12 protein-coding genes are annotated in these 16,211 nt (G+C 52.7%); 3 read left to right on the top strand and 9 right to left on the bottom strand.

Annotation, left to right across the window (positions count from 1 at the left end; translation table 11 throughout):
• Window positions 1-70: 70 nt before the first annotated feature.
• From typA to H6507_11925, 8 genes are all read right to left on the bottom strand, one after another.
• A complete protein-coding gene (typA, locus tag H6507_11960; GenBank protein MCB9369816.1) occupies window positions 71-1,909 on the bottom strand; it encodes a translational GTPase TypA in 1,839 nt (612 codons plus the stop codon).
• Complete coding sequence (locus H6507_11955) at window positions 1,882-2,874, bottom strand: hypothetical protein (protein ID MCB9369815.1); 993 nt, start codon at window positions 2,872-2,874, stop codon at window positions 1,882-1,884. Before H6507_11955 ends, typA begins: the two co-directional genes overlap by 28 nt.
• Window positions 2,875-2,895: 21 nt before the next feature.
• Window positions 2,896-3,459, bottom strand: coding sequence for an NAD(P)H-dependent oxidoreductase (locus tag H6507_11950; GenBank protein ID MCB9369814.1), 564 nt, complete (start codon window positions 3,457-3,459; stop codon window positions 2,896-2,898).
• Between the two features lie 25 nt (window positions 3,460-3,484).
• Window positions 3,485-4,075 carry a DNA-3-methyladenine glycosylase I gene (locus H6507_11945; protein MCB9369813.1) on the bottom strand — a complete coding sequence of 197 codons (591 nt, stop codon included), beginning with the start codon at window positions 4,073-4,075 and terminating at the stop codon, window positions 3,485-3,487.
• Complete coding sequence (locus H6507_11940; protein MCB9369812.1) at window positions 4,072-6,096, bottom strand: S9 family peptidase; 2,025 nt, start codon at window positions 6,094-6,096, stop codon at window positions 4,072-4,074. The genes H6507_11945 and H6507_11940 overlap by 4 nt, the downstream gene beginning before the upstream one ends.
• A 56-nt stretch (window positions 6,097-6,152) precedes the next feature.
• Entirely contained in the window at window positions 6,153-6,602 is a 450-nt protein-coding gene (locus H6507_11935; protein MCB9369811.1) for a DUF1003 domain-containing protein, read from the bottom strand.
• A 61-nt stretch (window positions 6,603-6,663) separates the two neighbouring features.
• On the bottom strand, window positions 6,664-7,752 hold the full coding sequence (gene corA / locus H6507_11930) for a magnesium/cobalt transporter CorA (GenBank protein MCB9369810.1): 1,089 nt from the start codon (window positions 7,750-7,752) through the stop codon (window positions 6,664-6,666).
• 9 nt (window positions 7,753-7,761) lie between these two features.
• Window positions 7,762-8,391 (bottom strand): hypothetical protein, encoded by a 630-nt coding sequence (locus H6507_11925; GenBank protein ID MCB9369809.1) that lies wholly within the window; start codon window positions 8,389-8,391, stop codon window positions 7,762-7,764.
• A 580-nt stretch (window positions 8,392-8,971) separates the two neighbouring features.
• Here H6507_11925 and H6507_11920 point away from each other — a divergent pair.
• Window positions 8,972-9,409: an Hsp20/alpha crystallin family protein gene (locus H6507_11920; protein ID MCB9369808.1), complete on the top strand. Its 438-nt coding sequence runs from the start codon at window positions 8,972-8,974 to the stop codon at window positions 9,407-9,409.
• 362 nt (window positions 9,410-9,771) lie between these two features.
• Window positions 9,772-10,569, top strand: coding sequence for a UDP-2,3-diacylglucosamine diphosphatase (locus tag H6507_11915; GenBank protein ID MCB9369807.1), 798 nt, complete (start codon window positions 9,772-9,774; stop codon window positions 10,567-10,569).
• Window positions 10,570-10,641: 72 nt separating this feature from the next.
• Here H6507_11915 and H6507_11910 read toward each other — a convergent pair whose 3' ends face one another.
• Window positions 10,642-13,890, bottom strand: coding sequence for a VWA domain-containing protein (locus tag H6507_11910; GenBank protein MCB9369806.1), 3,249 nt, complete (start codon window positions 13,888-13,890; stop codon window positions 10,642-10,644).
• Between the two features lie 450 nt (window positions 13,891-14,340).
• Between H6507_11910 and recQ the strand changes: the two genes are divergently transcribed.
• Window positions 14,341-16,185: a DNA helicase RecQ gene (recQ, locus tag H6507_11905; GenBank protein ID MCB9369805.1), complete on the top strand. Its 1,845-nt coding sequence runs from the start codon at window positions 14,341-14,343 to the stop codon at window positions 16,183-16,185.
• The last annotated feature ends 26 nt before the right edge of the window (window positions 16,186-16,211 follow it).

Raw genomic sequence — 16,211 nt, 5'->3', positions numbered from 1 at the left:
ACAAAAAAAGGCAGGATTTCTCCTGCCTTTTCGGGTCAAAATAATTGAGTCCTCTGAAGTTGGGGCAGAATTATGAGACTGCCGCTGCCGCCCGTTTAGCCGCTTGTTTCCTCTCTTCTTCCCGCAAATAGTACTTTCTGAGCCGCACAGTCTTGGGGGTCACTTCCACTAACTCGTCGTCATTGATGAATGCAATCGCTTCTTCCAGTGACATCGGGCGCGGCGGCGCAATTTTGTAATTCTCATCACTTCCCGACGCGCGCATGTTCGTCAACTTCTTGTCACGCACGATGTTCACGACGAGGTCGTTGTCGCGCGAATTTTCTCCGCAAATCATCCCTTCATAAACCGGTGTTCCCGGCGCGACAAATACTTCACCGCGATCCTGCAAGCTGTTCAAAGCATAGGCCGTCACCTTGCCTTCGCGGTCAGCCACCAAAACACCCGTCGCGCGCTGCGTCACTTCGCCCTCTACCGGACGGTATTCGAGGAAGTTCGTGTTCATGATCGCCGTGCCGCGCGTCATCGTCAGCATAATCGGGCGAATGCCGATCAAACCGCGCATCGGAATCTCAAACGTGAGCCGCACCCAACCCGTTGCGTGATCGGTCATGTGCGTCATCCGTCCGCGCCGCATGCCCAATGTGCTGGTGACCACTCCGACGAATTCTTCCGGGCAATCCATCAATACTTCTTCGTACGGTTCGACGCGCACTCCGTTTATCGTCTTAAACAACACGCGCGGCTTGCCGACTCCCATCTCAAAACCTTCGCGACGCATGGTCTCGATCAGAATTGCCATCTGCAATTCTCCGCGGCCATACACACGGTAGCCTTCGACGCTTTCCGCATCTTCTACTCGCAGCGCGGGATTGCCCTGAATCTCTTTGAAGAGCCTGTCGCGTATCTGACGTGTCGTGACAAACTGCCCTTCCCGTCCGGCAAACGGCGACGTATTTACACCGAACACCATTTCGAGCGTCGGCTCGTCGATTTTCAGCGGAGGCAGCGGGCGCGGATCGGTCAGCGACGTAATCGTATCGCCGATGTCCATGTCTTCCACTCCGGCCACCGCCACGATTTCACCCGCGGAAGCGCTCTTTGCGTCGACGCGAGCCAATCCGTCATACGTATAGAGCTGCGCAATCTTTGCCTGCGACTTTGTCCCGTCGCGTTTGATTAACGCTATCTGTTCCGCGTGTTTGATCGTGCCATTTGCGATTCTGCCGATGCCGATGCGTCCCACGTAGTCACTGTAGTCGAGCGTCGTAATCTGCAGTTGGAGCGGAGCTTCATCGTCATACTTCGGCGGCGGAACCTTGTCGAATATCAATCTGAACAGCGGCATCAAATTTTCGCCCTCAGTGCTCAAATCCATCGTCGCCGTGCCTATTTTCGCGTTCGTGTACACTACAGGAAAATGACATTGCTCTTCCGAAGCATCCAAATCCAAGAACAGCTCAAGCACTTCATCGAGCACTTCACCGATCCGCGCGTCCGGACGGTCGATCTTGTTGATCACCACAATCGGTGACAAACCGAGTTCGAGTGCGTTCGAAAGCACATACCTCGTCTGCGGCAGCGGGCCTTCACTCGCGTCCACCAGCAGCAAACATCCATCCACCATACGCAGTACCCGCTGCACCTGTCCGCCAAAGTCCGCGTGACCCGGCGTATCCAAAATATTGACAAGATTGTCTTGCCAGTGAATCGTCGTGTTCTTCGAAAGAATCGTGATTCCCTTTTCGCGTTCGAGATCGAGTTTATCCATCACGCGCTCTGCCACATGCTGATTGTCGCGGAATACGCCCGCCTGATGCAGCATCGCATCCACCAGTGTTGTTTTACCGTGGTCCACGTGCGCGATAATCGCCACGTTCCTTATGTTGTCTCTGGTCCTGTTCGCCACTTGTTGAAATATTCAGTTAATTTTGTGATCAATCCTTTTTGTTCACTGCTCTCTTCCGCCGCGGGTTCCGCATCGGATTTCGCGCGCCGAAATAGCAAGTCTATCGCCCATTTATACGAAGGCCCGAGCGCTTTCCTGATCTGGTCGCCCGATTCATGCAAAATGTCAAACGTCGCGCGGTACGTCGCCTTCACCGTCGGCTGCCAGTGCGCGGCTTTCTCAGTGTAAGCCGTCGCGCAATAATTTTCAGCAATCATCGCAATCCGGCAGACCAAATAGCTGTTCACCAATCCGTCGGCCAAACACTCCACGAAGAAATTCCATGCCGGAAATTTTGAGAAGCTCTTGAAAGCAAAGTGGCTGAACACTTCACCTCCGGTCTCCGCGATTTCACTCGCTCCCAGCGCACCGCCGACCGCAATCTCTCTGAAAATCGCCAGCGTATCTTTCAACGGTGTGCGTACACCGTACACCTGAAACGTCTTCCACGTCACTTTCAGCGCCGCCGAAATCACCACGAACAAATCCACCACCGCGCTTTGCGACGCCGCCGTGCCGATGAAGGTAACAGTTACATGTTTACGCCGGATGGCTGCAGCCTCTTCCGACCGTCTTGCGATTTCCTTATGTATGTAGGAGAGCAGCTCCGCTTCACCGCGAGATTTCACTTCAGAGCGCGACAATCCCAAAATTCTTCCGCGCCGCTCAAGCATTTGCCGCTTCTGTTTCTCGCTGGGATTTTCAACCGGTGTTCCGAAACTCGGCAGCGCGAAAATATTCCAAATCGGCAGAACGACAAAATAGCTCACCAATCCTAACACACCAACTACATAAGCAATTCCAGCCCACGCTCCGAATTTCTCAAAAAAGACATACCACGTCACCAATTCGCGCAGCACGAACAGAATGAAAATCGCACTGACAAACAGCGCGACGCGCATGATCCATCGGTAGATCGCAGCCATCTCTCAAACAAAAGCAGCTCGTTAGAGCCGCTCTGCCGTCATCTTTCGGGTAACATCCATCAGGCCCGCGAGAGCTTTCTCCACTCTTCCAGGCAAGTTCTCATCAAGTAATTTCCCTGCTTCATCCCAAACCGTGCTCGCACGCGGAATCGTCACCGTCTGCGGAATCACCAGCGCGCCCATCACCGCAAACGACGCACGCAAACTCGGCTGCATACGGTTCGTTCCCCACGGACCGTCCGACGCGCCCATCAACATCACCACTTTTCCGCTCCACGGATTCGATCCGCCGCGTGTCGTCCAATCGAGCGTGTTCTTCAGCATCCCCGGTGTGCCGCCATTGTATTCCGGCGAACATACAACGACAGAATGCGCCGACGCAATTCGCGCTTTCAATTTCCAACATGCATCCGGAATACCGTCTGACTCTTCGAGGTCGCCGTCATACACGGGCAGCGGATGATCCTTTAAGTCGATCACATCCGTCTCCCCGTCGTGACGTTTCAATATTTCTTCAGCGACGTGAGCAAGTTTCCGGTTGTAAGAACCGGCTCTAAGCGAGCCGGGTATGATTGCGATCCGCATAAGCCTCATATCGATTTCACTGCTATCACATCTGCTTGGCCAGCGCCGTGCACTCCTTGTGGCGGAAACAGATCGTCTCGTGGTCGTTTACCATCCCCGCAGCCTGCATGTATGCGTAGCAAATCGTTGATCCCACAAATTTGAACCCGCGCTTCTTCAAGTCTTTACTCATCTCATCCGAGACAGCCGTCTTCGCGGGAATTTCTTTAATCGTGCCAATCTTGCTGTTGAGCTGCTTGCCCTTCGTGAACTGCCAGATATACTTATTGAAGCTCCCGAATTCCTTCTGGACTTCCAGAAGCATCTTCGCGTTCTGAATTGTTCCCAAGATCTTTAGTCGGTTGCGAATGATCCCGGCGTCGTTCATCAACCGCTCGAATTCCTTGTCGCCGAACTTCGCGACCTTCTTATAGTCGAAATTCGCGAAAGCCTTGCGGAAGTTCTCGCGCTTATAAAGAATCGTGCGCCACGACAACCCGGCCTGAAAACAATCAAGCACCAAGAACTCGAAGTGTTTCCGGTCATCCAAGACCGGCACACCCCATTCCTCGTCGTGATAGGCCATCATCAACTCATCGTCAGACGGCCACGCGCAGCGCTTCGGGGACTTGCTCATCTCAAATACTTATTGAACCAATCCAAATACGCCTGCATTCTAACGACTCTGCGATCCGGTCTTCCTCCGCGCGAAAGCCCGTGCGATTCTTCCGGGAAGCGCAGCATCTCAACCGTCCTGCCGCGTACCTTAATCGCGACGAACAACTGTTCTGCCTGCTCGATGTTGCAGCGCTGATCCATTTCACTGTGTACGATCAACAGCGGATCCTTGATGTTGTGCGCGTACGTCAGCGGCGACATTTTTTCATAGCCTTCCGGATTCTGCCAGTAGTATCCGCCGAACTCAAGATTGTCCAGATAACCGATATCCGACGAGCCCGCAAACGTCTTTAGTTCAACCACCGAGCGGTCCGTCACACCACAGCGGAATCTGCGCGTCTGTCCCAAAGCCCAGTTCGTCATGTAGCCGCCGTAACTTCCGCCGCAAATCGCGACGTGCTTCTTCTGGACGAATTTCTGCGCGTCGAGCCAATCGGCCACGGCTTCGATGTCTTCCCAATCCTTCGTACCCCATGCCGCGACAATCGCTTCTGCAAAGGCTTTTCCATACCCTTGACTGCCACGCGGATTTGGACAAGCCACAACATACCCGTTCGCCGCCAAGAAGTGCATTTCGTGGAAGAAGGCGCGCGCGTATTGCGTGCGCGGTCCGCCGTGGACATAAATAATCGCGGGATATTTCTTGCGCGGTGAAAAATTCGGCGGCGTAAACACAAACGTATGCACGCGCGTCTTGTCCGTTGAGGGAACCCACACGTCCATGACTTTTGACGTTTCAATCGATTTCAGATAGTCTTGATTGTGTGTCAAAATTTTGCGGAACGTCGCGCCGCGTTTGGAAATGTCCGCGCACACGTGGATATCACCCAGCGAATGAAAATCCGCATGCACCAGCGCCATCGTATTGTTCCGCAGGTCAAACATCGGAGCCTGACCCTTCGCACTCCAGAACTTCTCCGGCGTTCCACCGTTCACGGCAAGTTTCACAACCACCGTGTCCCCGCGGTCCGAAACCGGATAGTAGAGCGACTTGCTGTCTTTGCTCCAGCAAACTTTCGGCTCTTCGAAATCAAAACCGATGTCCCCCAGCGACAGATCCATCGGCTGACGGTCGTAATCGGGCGTGAGATTCTTCATCTTGCCGCTGCGCAAATCGATGCGCCACGGGTGCACCGGTTCGACTCCCCAGGCATCCTGCTTGTTGTGATGCCCCAAATAGACCAGCCACTTTCCGTCCGGCGAAAAACTCAAACTCCCCTTTTCGCCCTGCGGCCCTTCATACACATTGCGGCGGCCGCTCTTCAGATTCACGAAGTGCAAATCGTTATCGTAAGGATTGCGGTCAGGATCACGATGTGTGTTGCCCATGTAGGCAAGCACCGTCCCGTCCGCCGAAATCGCGAACGATCCGTCATCGGCATGTCCTTGTGAAATCTGCTTCCATGTTTTGCTCTTCAAATCGAGCGTGTAAAGATGGTAGCGGTCTTCCGGCAAATACCCCGCGCCGTCCAAACGGTAATAAAGTCTCGTGATTCTGCGCGCAACGGGAGTCTTGCTTTCGGGATCCTTGCCTTCGGCTATCGCCTTCTCAGCATCTTTGTCCGGATCGGCTTTGCGAAATTTCACCACAAGCATCGCATCGTCGAGAGCCCATTCCATGCCGGCCAGCGAACCGCGGCCCTTCCACACAAGGTCGGCCGCGCCGCCGTCACGGCTCAAACAATAAATTCTGTCCTCGCCTTTTTCATGGCGAAAGAACGCGAGCCTTCTTCCGTCACGCGACCATTTGGGCGAACGATCCGTATGTTCTCCCTTCGTCCACTGGCGAGTTTCGCCCGTAGTCAAATCGAGAATGTGCAAATTCGCAAAAGTCTTGTTCTGCTTTTCGTCGATCCAGGAGCGCGTATAAGCCGCGAGCTTCCCGTCAGGTGACAACGAAATCGATTTGGGCATTTCAAACTTCTTGAAATCGTGAATCGAAACAGGGACTTTCTTCTGTGTGCGTGTCTTGCGTGTCATGCGAGTATATTTTTTTGTGATGTGTTTTTCTTTATGGTACCGCTAAATCAATATCGTCAATTTGCCTTTTGAATCGTCGATACTTGGTCGATCAACTTTGCAAGCGCTTGATCCTGTGCGGCTAAATGATCCAGAACCGCCCGGATCTCGACTTCAGCTTTTTGATTTGTCAAGTAGTCCACGTGAGCTTCCACCCGATCCCGCGCGTTTTGCCTGTTCTGACTCATCATGATCATCGGCGCCGTGTATGCAGCTTGCAGGGAAAGAAAAAGATTCATCAGAATAAATGGATAGGGATCCCAATGATGCGTCCACGCGACTACATTCACGGCAGCCCAAGCTGCCAGCAGGCAAGATTGAATGATGATGAACCGCCAAGACCCGACCATTTGAGCGATGCGATCTGCCGCTTTCTGCCCGAATGTCAGCCGATCCTGAATGATGTCATTTACGTTCTGAATTGGCGGATGGTCGTGGACAAACGGTTTTGGGAAATGATATGTCATGGAAACCTCCGATCGAGTTGACAGCGACTGTAATCACCAACCAGAATTGCCGTTGTCTCTGCTACGAAAACCAACCCTTCCTTTTGAAGTACAGGAGCATGCCCACCAACAACAGCGCCATGAAACCCAGCGCCAGGAAATAGCCGTTGTGCCAATGCAGCTCGGGCATGTTGATGAAGTTCATACCCCATACCCCGACAAAAAAGGTCAGTGGCAGGAACACCGTCGAAATCACAGTGAGTACCCGCACAACGTCGTTCTGTCGAAGCGAAAGCCGGGAAAGATAGACCTCCAAAGCCGTCGCCTGCAAGTCCCGCAGCGAATCAATGGACTCCGAGACGTTGAGCGCGTGATCATATACGTCGCGTAAATACGCTTTTGTTCCCGGCTGAATGAGCGCTGTGTCCCGCCGCTCGAGTGCCGCCAGCACGTCCCGCAGCGGCAATATCCCGTATCTGAGCGCTTGAAGTTCTTGACGTGTGTCAAAAAGTTCGCTTAGGATTCCCCGGTCAGTCGGATCATCCATGATCTTGGCTTGGAGCTGGTCCAGTTTGTTGCTCTCGTCGTCGAGCATCACAAAATACTGATCCACCAGCAAGTCGAGCATCCGATACACCAAATAGTCCGCGCCGTTGCTGCGGGCTATTCCTTGATTCGAGGCAAGCCTGCCGAGCATTAATGTGAATTCGGTCGGTTCTCGCTCGCAAAATGTGAATACAAAATCTTCGCCGAGCGCAATCGCGACTTGCGAATCCTCCAAACCGTGTGTCTCTGAGTTTCTGTCAAAGTCTCTTAGAAACAACACAAATTGGTTGTTGTCTTCCTCAATTTTTGTGCGTTGCTGTGTGTTTGCGATATCTTCAAGCACCAGCGAATGCAACTCCAAGACTCTGCCAATCTCTTCGAGCAACTTCGTGTCAGAAAGCCCGTCCAGATTCACCCATTTGACTCCGGGCTGGCCGAGAAACTCCTTGACCTCACTTGCGTTGGCAAGCGGCTTTTCCTCAAAAGTCACGGCGTCGTACCGAACTCCGCGAAGCACCGACTCCCGGCCGTTTTCGCCCCCGTAGACAACGCTGCCCGGAAGCTGGCCGGCTTTGTGCGCGGTTCTTCTCTTCTTCTTTTTGCCTCGCGACTTGAATTGTGACATGAAACAGGATTACATGCGGCCCGTTGCGCGCATGTACAATTCCTTAAACATTGAAACAAGTGTCGAATCGGAGAACCAATAATATATCCACTGGTTCTGCATCATCCAATAAAACAACAGAGCCGCCAACGGAACCATGATCAACACAAGATAGCCGTTGTGACGGTGGTCCAGTCTGTCACCTCCGCCAAGCTCCGTCAAATATGACCAGACGCGCTCGTCTTCATAGTCCTGCTCCTGCAATACCAAAGCAAGATAGGCCCACAAGATCGCTATCGGAAGCGTAAACAAAAACACGCTCGCCGGAAACATAACGAAAAACTGGTTGGCTCCAACGACAAACAGCGCCAAACCCAAACCCAGCAGCATGCCGACGGCCGTGAATACTTTGTACTGTGTAATCTGAGACCGTTCCCGCCTCAAAATGCGCGGCGCTCCCAACATCAGCGGAATATACATGCGCGAAATCAGCGACGCGAACGCTCCCAAATAATACAGCGTCAACATGAACATGATCGGGTGTTCGCTGATAAAATTCAGAAACGAGGAATGCCGTCCCGCCATTTGTCCGATCATGGCGCCGATCACGCAGATGATAATCAGTATGAAAAACCACCAGTATTTTCCGCGGTCTTCCAACCAGAGGGCAAGGGTGCTTCGTTCGCCTTCACTCTTGCGGCGGAGCGGACGAAAACAATGCGGGCATTTGGACTTGAATCGGTGCTTTAGTGGGATGACTTTGAGGCAGTGAGGGCAGAGCTTCTTTGAGGTCATTGGTGGCAGGGGCAAAGTTAGCGGTTGAAACTCGCAAGGAGCTTGGAATCTAAAAAGATACCCACTCAAAGGCGAATATGCAACCTCCGGTCTCCCCCCATTTCCGTCTTGTTCACCAAGTGGGAATTTCGCGAGCGGTTTCCCGCCGCAATCCGATAAATGACTCGGTATGGGGCACCCGCAGCAGATGCCACCGCGAGAAATGGGGGATAAAGGGGGGCTTCTGAATCTCTCCTGTCATCTGCCTGCCAATGCGACATAATACCTGTCGGATTAACAGCCCACTCTGCCACCGTTGCAGATGCAGAAAATTTCAAATTCTCGCTATCTGTTTGTAAAACAATTTTTTACACAATTGGCATTTCCGTTGCCTTAAGGGTCAGTGTCACAATGACTGCAGAACTCTTTACCCTTTCTACAACAAACCAAAGATATGGAGATCACCATGAAGATCACGAAGTACGTTCCCCGTCACATGCAACCGGGTTTCCCCGTAGGCAATCTGGATGAAGCCCTGAATGAACTGATGGGCTGGAACAAGGGCGGCATCATGCGAAGCTGGGCCCCCGATGTCGATATCGCCGAAAATCCCGACAGCTATGAAATTCATGCCGAACTTCCCGGCATGCGCGAAGAGGACATCAACATTACCCTGAACAACAATGTCCTTACCATTTCGGGTGAAAAAAAGCGCGAAATCAAGGAAGAAAAGGACAACTTCGTCCGCGTCGAGCGCAGCTACGGCAAGTTCGAACGCAGTTTCAGCCTGCCGAACAACATCACAGGCGACCGCGTTTCCGCCAACTACAGCGACGGCGTCCTGAAGGTCACGCTCCCCAAGGCCGAAGAGGCCAAGAGCCGCACGATCAAGGTTTCCAAGTAACTCACTAACGCGGCGGCACCCGCTGCGGGTGCCCCGCACTCTGTGCTCTTGGCGAATCTGTGTAGGGGCGGATGGCAATCCGCCCGCCCCAAGACAACAATCCTCTATCCCAGCGGGGGAGAGGTTGACATAAAGAACAACGCGCCTGTCCGAGGGGGGACAGGCGCGTTTCTGTTATCCGATTTCCCCTCGGTCTTCCGGAAAGGCAAACGGTCAAACCACTTCTCCCCTCAAGTTGTCCACACAATCATATAAAACTAACCGTTTGCCCTATGCCAACCTAACGTATCTTCACTAATTTCATTTGCATGGCATTATAAGTAAAGACCCTCTTCATATTCAAGCACCTATCGCGGAGGTTTATGACAAGTCTTCGTAATCTAAGAGAAAACGGTTCAGTCCTCGTTATCTCGGACTTGCATTTGGGATCACCCAACTGCAATGCCGAAGGTATCATCGAAACTCTCGAAAATTCCGAATTCGACACCTTGGTCATCAACGGCGATACCTACGACAATCCGAACCTGCACAGACTAAGAAGACCTCACCGTGAGGTCTTGACTCTTATCTGGGATCTCTACAAGCGTCGCAAAGAGGTCATTTGGATCAAGGGGAATCATGACTCGGAGATTCTTCCTTTGTTCAATGAGAATCTGTTGGAATTACACATCGAAACTCCGCACGGAAAAATCGGGATTCTCCACGGACACCAGTTCGACAACTTCATTCGCAAGTATCCCATCACCACGGAAATCGCCTCGCGCGCCTATTACTACATTCAGCGCTGCGTGAGAAGCAACCGCTTCAGCGAATACGTCAAGTACACCAGCAAGTCGTGGCTGAACGTGATTAAGCGAGTTCGCTCCCGCGCACTCGAATATGCCGAGAAGCAGGACTTCCGCTTCGTCGTTTGCGGCCACGTGCATCATCAGGAAGTCTGCACGGAAAACGGCCGAACCTACATCAACACCGGGTCGTTCATGGACACCGCGCAGGAAGGAGTCCTGATCAACTGGGACAAAAACCGTTTCGATATTGCCAAGCCAGCCGGTTACGAAAAGCCCACTTTTGTAGAGGACTTCATTACGACGGTTAAACCGGTTCTGAGTTTTCCGATTCCCACGATTGATCCGAGATTGGCGGCTGCAAGTCTCGCATAGTACTTGCCGACTCGCCTTACAGCAAAAGCCCTCGGAAATTCCGAGGGCTTTGTTCTTGTTGGCATGGGCGGACTACTTTAGCAAAAGCATCTTTTGTCGTGTCGAGAACTTCCCTGCTGTCATATGGCAGAGGTAGAGCCCGGAGGCCAATTCCTCTCCGCCAAACACTACAGCATGACGGCCCGAGGCAAATGAGCCATGCGCAAGTTCTGTCACCTTACGCCCGGAAATGTCGTACACCACAAGCTGCACGTCAGAGGCTTCCGGTAAATCGAATTCTATGGTTGTCGAGCCGTTGAACGGATTGGGATAGTTTGGAAGCAAAGCGAAACCACTGACGATAGAGGGTTCGTCTAGCGGAGACGCAACTGCAAACCCAAGTTCGCCGCGCATCCCTTCAAGGTCCGTGGCAAATAACCGGTACTCATACGATGCTCCCGGACGAACGTTGCTGTCCGTCCACTCGTACTCGGAACCGACTTCGTTCGTCGCGTCGACAACAGCAACCATTTGGCCGTTGCGTTCTACTTCGAGCAGTTTCAAGTTCTTCTCTGAGACCATGTTCCAGCGAACATAAATCCGGTCGAAGTCTCGTATCAACTTGAAATCCGCCGCGGCGAGATGTCTGGGGAACTCTGCGCATACTTGGGTGCATCCGGTCACGACCACATGGATGAAGTTTGTCCAGCAATCATTCTCGTGTATCCACAGTGATTCCGGAACCGCAGCTTCGCCCTGCACGCAGTCACCGAAACAGTCTTGAAAACTGATAACTGGCGGGCTTGGCGTTTCGTAGCCGTCCCCGCAGATTGTGATGGGAATTGGTGCGGTATCACACATTTGCACACAAGTGCATCCCAAGCTCTCGCTCTTGGATGACATCACAACGGCAGTTGTCGACTCGCAGCCGCAAGGTGGAACAATGATGTTTGCATTGCTCGTGGCAACCGTGTCTGTACCCACAATCAATTTCACGGGGAAAGAAATGATTCCGCCTGTGGAATTCGGATTGATTTCAACACCAAAGTTCGCACCTCGTGTGGAGAGGAGATTCATGGTGCCGATCACAACCGGATTCTGCGTCACGACCGTTCCGGTACCTGCGGACCCATTGCCGGGTCCCATCCATATCTGTACTCCGTGTGCAGGACATGAGGATGAGTTCCGTGCCGCGACAACCAAATTCATAGACAAAGGCACTATTTCGCCATCTACACAGCTGACGGCATAGTCAGAAATTGCCAGCAGCGTAAGCTCATAGGAAGGGATATTCAAACACGACTCTTGCACTTGGTATGGTTCATCACCGAAGTGCAGCATGGCTCGAAAGTAGATACACCCTCCCGGAGGCAACGGTTGAATCTGTACGTCAAATGGTACGGTAACGGTCCGGCCGTAAGGAACGTGTCCCAACTGCACGGGATTTGCTGAAACTACCGTGCCTTGACCGCCGCTTCCGCTCAAAATTTCCAATGATACTTGGGCGTCATCCACTTCGCAAAGCGAGTTGTTGACCACATCAAACGTGGCCGTGAAACTGGTGGGTGCAACCCCGTATCCGTCGCAGTGTACCGCGGGAAACCAGTGATTCCCAAATTCAAGTCCCCCATTTGGAACGTTTATGCATATCGAATCCGTTCCGAGTTCAATAGTGTCTTGAGTCAGTACAGCGCGAAAATTGATGCATCCCCCGGAAGGATTGGCCGCGAGGACTACCGTGAATCCTACTTCGACGGTGTCGTGAGGAAGTACGTACCCCAGTGACACGGGATTTGGAGAGATTACAAGACCTGTTCCTCCGGGACCTGCGTCAGAAAACAAATGAACCGTGCCTCCACCGATCGGTTCGTTTGTTACATTCCTTACTCTGATCTTCAACTCTACTTGGTTTGGAAAGTCGGTGGAGTTTACGCACGGCACATTGGGTATCGAATCACCGGCCAAAGCAAGCGTCGACCGACCGCAGCGATCCAAAATGTACTCGATATTTTCAGAGATGTTTTCTCCTGCGCGCGATACCACATAGAGGCCGCCCGTCGTCTCGGCGTAGTCTCGCAATACATCGGATATATTCCGTTCGTTCAATTCTCCTCGAATATAGATAGAGGAAATCCTGATATCCGCGGCTTGAGCGTCCAATGCGCGTTGATGAGCATACTGCGGCCTGAATATTCCCGAGCACCCGCTATTGATCTCGTCCGTCATGATGATGATCACTTTGTCCGCGCCCGCTCTGAAAGGCGTGTCGAATCCCGGACCATGTGTGCAAGAACCGTCCATCGTGATAATCTCGCGCAGGGCTTCGTCAGACGCTTCTCCGGGATCGCCGCCCCAATAAGCGAAAAGCTGGCCAATGGCGGAAGACACAGATCCGATATCGTTCGTCAGGGATGAAGGTACGCTGACGAATTCGCGAAAAGTTACCAGACCTACTCGCAGATCTTCGCGGGACACTTCAACAGCACGAGTCAAAATTTCTTGGGCTTCCGATTGAACAGTAGAAAGTTCCTCTATCATTGAACCCGAAACATCAATGGCCAGCACCAAGTCCAGCGGACCGCAAGTAAGGGTGTCCACCATCTCAGGACATATCTCCTGGCTGCACGTGACGCCTTCCGTCCATGTGCCTTGAAGGTTGAACAAACACTCTTTTTCCAACAGCCCGTCCATGCAATTCGGCACTCCGTCGATCTCGTAGCAGCAACGGCCCAAGGGACAAGGATCCGTTTCGCACCTCGTCGACGCATCCCATTCGCCGCTTACTGCGGCACACTCGGTATATCCCGAGTTTGTGCATGCCGGCTCGTTATTTGAATCCATGTAGCAGCAGCGGCCCGCCGAACACGTATCGACTATCAATTTGTATGTGCCGCATCCGCCGGATCCCGACTCAATGGTCACATAGACTACGCCGACGTCCAGATAGATACACTCTGACTGGGACTGCCGGCCGCAAAAATCATCGTTGAATCCCAAATTGGCGGAACAAGGAGTCGTGCCGATTGCCATGTACGTGTCAAACGACGAGCCGCAGAGCGAAAACGACCAGTTTCTACTGGTCGGAATAAACACGGACAACACGACATCTTCACTCGGGCGCAGTGCGCAGTTGTTGCCTTGACCGCACGTGCTTCCTTTTGCCATCAACCCCGATCTGCGTAAGAAATCACGACTGAAGGGATTGTTGACGGCGAACGTCCGCGCATCGCCGATTATTTCTATGCGCACGTCCTCGGCGGGGGAGGGAGGAACATAGTCCTCATGCAAAGGTGAAAGCTGCTCGGATTGCTGGCCGTCTGCACCAAATGCAAGGGATGGCAAGACACCAAGCATCAAAACAATAATGAAAATAGATCCAATCGCTCCAATTTTGGAGCAATAAGAAAGGCAGTCAAACCGAGTCAAAGCAGCCATACTTGAGCCTTTCACAAAGTTATAGGATAATAAGATAGCCTCCAAAACGCATTTGGTCAAGATTTCTATCGATTCAATTCAACGATTGAAACTGCAATAAGTCATTTTCTTATCCACGGTTTCCACACACGCTCTCGTTGCCTCTTATTAGGAATGCGAAAATAATCTGTAGATACTGCAGCACGATCCCTTTGGATCACAAACAAAGAGGTGTACCCGAAAGCCTAAAGACTCGCGGGCTTACAAGACTATTGCCACAAACTATTAAATATCAAAATATTAAAAATTCGAAAATGTGATTGACTCTGATACTCGAAGATATTACATTTGTTCAAATGCACATCTGTTCATCGAACTCTGAGGCAACCTGTGGGACTTCATGAAACACTTCTCAAGAAGTACTGGGGCTTTGAGCAATTTAGACCGTATCAGCACGAGGCCATCACTTCCCTGACAGGCCGCAAAGATGTCGTACTTGTTCTTCCCACAGGCGGCGGCAAGTCACTTTGCTACCAGCTTCCGGCGCTCGCTTTGCCCGGCACCGCCGTGGTCATCTCACCGCTCCTTGCCTTGATGAAAGACCAGGTGGACGCCTGCAAAGCTCAGGGTATCCCCGCCGTATGCCTGTCAAGCATGGCCACTTCTGAAGAGAATCGCACAGCCATGCGGCAAGTCCGCTACGGACAAATCAAAATTCTCTATATGTCGCCCGAGCGTATCGCCGCCGACGGCACGTTGAAATTCCTCGAATCGCTGGAGATTTCGCTCTTCGCCGTGGATGAAGCGCATTGCATCAGCCAATGGGGACACGACTTCCGGCCCGAGTACCGTCAACTTTCTGTCTTAAAGCAGCGCTTTCCGGACGTCCCGACGATTGCTCTAACCGCTACTGCCACGCGGCGTGTCCGAGAAGACATTTCGACTCAACTGAAACTCCATAAGCCCGAAGTCCTTATTGGCAGTTTCGATAGACCTAATCTTGTGTACACCGCCGTGCAGCGCGGCGACCTGCTCACTCAGGTCTTGTCTGTCCTAAATGCGCACAAAGGCGAGTCCGGTATCATCTATTGCATCTCGCGGTCGGCCACGGAAAAACTTGCCGAAAAACTCGTGCGAGCGGGCTTCAAAGCACGTGCTTACCATGCGGGAATGGAAAACGAACAGCGCCGCGTGACCCAGGAGGCGTTTCTGCGTGACGAATGCGACATTATCGTTGCCACAGTCGCCTTCGGCATGGGAATAGATAAGTCGAATGTCCGCTTCGTGATTCACTCCGCATTGCCGAAATCGCTCGAAAACTATCAGCAGGAATCCGGACGCGCCGGCCGCGACGGACTGGTCGCCGATTGCGTGCTGCTTTATTCCGTCGGTGATCTCGTTCAGCAAAAGAGATTCCTGACCGAACTCCCCGAAAGCGAGCGCAAGATCGCGTCGGACAAACTTGAGCAAATGCTCGACTACGCACATGCCAAGTCCTGCCGGCACAGGCTGCTGGTTCGCTACTTCGATCAAGATTACGAGCAAGCGAAATGCGGGGCATGCGACGTCTGCGAAAGCAAGGTCGCCGTTCTGTCCGCGGCTCCCAAGATCGCGGACGCTCTCCAAATGTCGCAAATGATTCTCTGTTGTGTGCTGCGGCTAAAAGAACGCTTCGGGCAGTCTCACGTCTCGCTTGTCCTAAAGGGGTCATCCGACAAAACCGTATTGCTGTATAGTCACGACAAACTCTCGACCTACGGTCTATTGTCATCCTACACAATTCCGGTTATCAATAGTTTTGTGCGGCAATTGGTCGAGCAGCATTTCCTGCATCCCGATCCCGAGTTCAACACGTTGTCGGTCACGGAAGCAGGACACGAGGTTATTCGCGGCAGCGTGACGCCTAACTTATCCGTTGATCCCAAAGCCGGACCCAAGCTGCCGATGATGGGCTCCTCTGCACGCGCGGAAGTCGACTGGAACGACGTGGACAAAGAGCTGTTCGCGCTCTTGCGGTCCGAACGCATGAACATTGCAATCGAGCAAAACGTGCCCGCGTATGTCGTGCTGCACGACTCTGTCCTGCGCGATCTGGCGCGTCACAAACCTCGTTCGCTCGCTCAATTCGTGCAAATCCCCGGTATCGGCGAACGCAAGTCGCGAGCCTTCGGTGAACGGCTCCTGCGTGTTATCAACCAGCACTGCCGCGCAGCCGCCGCTTGAGTATCGACTTGCGATTCCGTATCTTG

The sequence above is a fragment of the Calditrichota bacterium genome, from assembly GCA_020637445.1.
In the GTDB taxonomy this organism is placed as follows: domain Bacteria; phylum Electryoneota; class RPQS01; order RPQS01; family RPQS01; genus JABWCQ01.
Note: the sequence above shows the minus strand (reverse complement) of the source record. Positions and strands in the feature narration are given on the sequence as shown.

Bases quoted from the DNA above. Each gene is read 5' to 3' on its own strand.
- H6507_11950 (MCB9369814.1), bottom strand. From the start codon at position 3,459: ATGCGGATCGCAATCATACCCGGCTCGCTTAGAGCCGGTTCTTACAAC.
- H6507_11915 (MCB9369807.1), top strand. From the start codon at position 9,772: ATGACAAGTCTTCGTAATCTAAGAGAAAACGGTTCAGTCCTCGTTATC.
- H6507_11920 (MCB9369808.1), top strand. From the start codon at position 8,972: ATGAAGATCACGAAGTACGTTCCCCGTCACATGCAACCGGGTTTCCCC.
- corA (MCB9369810.1), bottom strand. From the start codon at position 7,752: ATGTCACAATTCAAGTCGCGAGGCAAAAAGAAGAAGAGAAGAACCGCG.
- H6507_11945 (MCB9369813.1), bottom strand. From the start codon at position 4,075: ATGAGCAAGTCCCCGAAGCGCTGCGCGTGGCCGTCTGACGATGAGTTG.
- H6507_11955 (MCB9369815.1), bottom strand. From the start codon at position 2,874: ATGGCTGCGATCTACCGATGGATCATGCGCGTCGCGCTGTTTGTCAGT.
- H6507_11940 (MCB9369812.1), bottom strand. From the start codon at position 6,096: ATGACACGCAAGACACGCACACAGAAGAAAGTCCCTGTTTCGATTCAC.
- H6507_11935 (MCB9369811.1), bottom strand. From the start codon at position 6,602: ATGACATATCATTTCCCAAAACCGTTTGTCCACGACCATCCGCCAATT.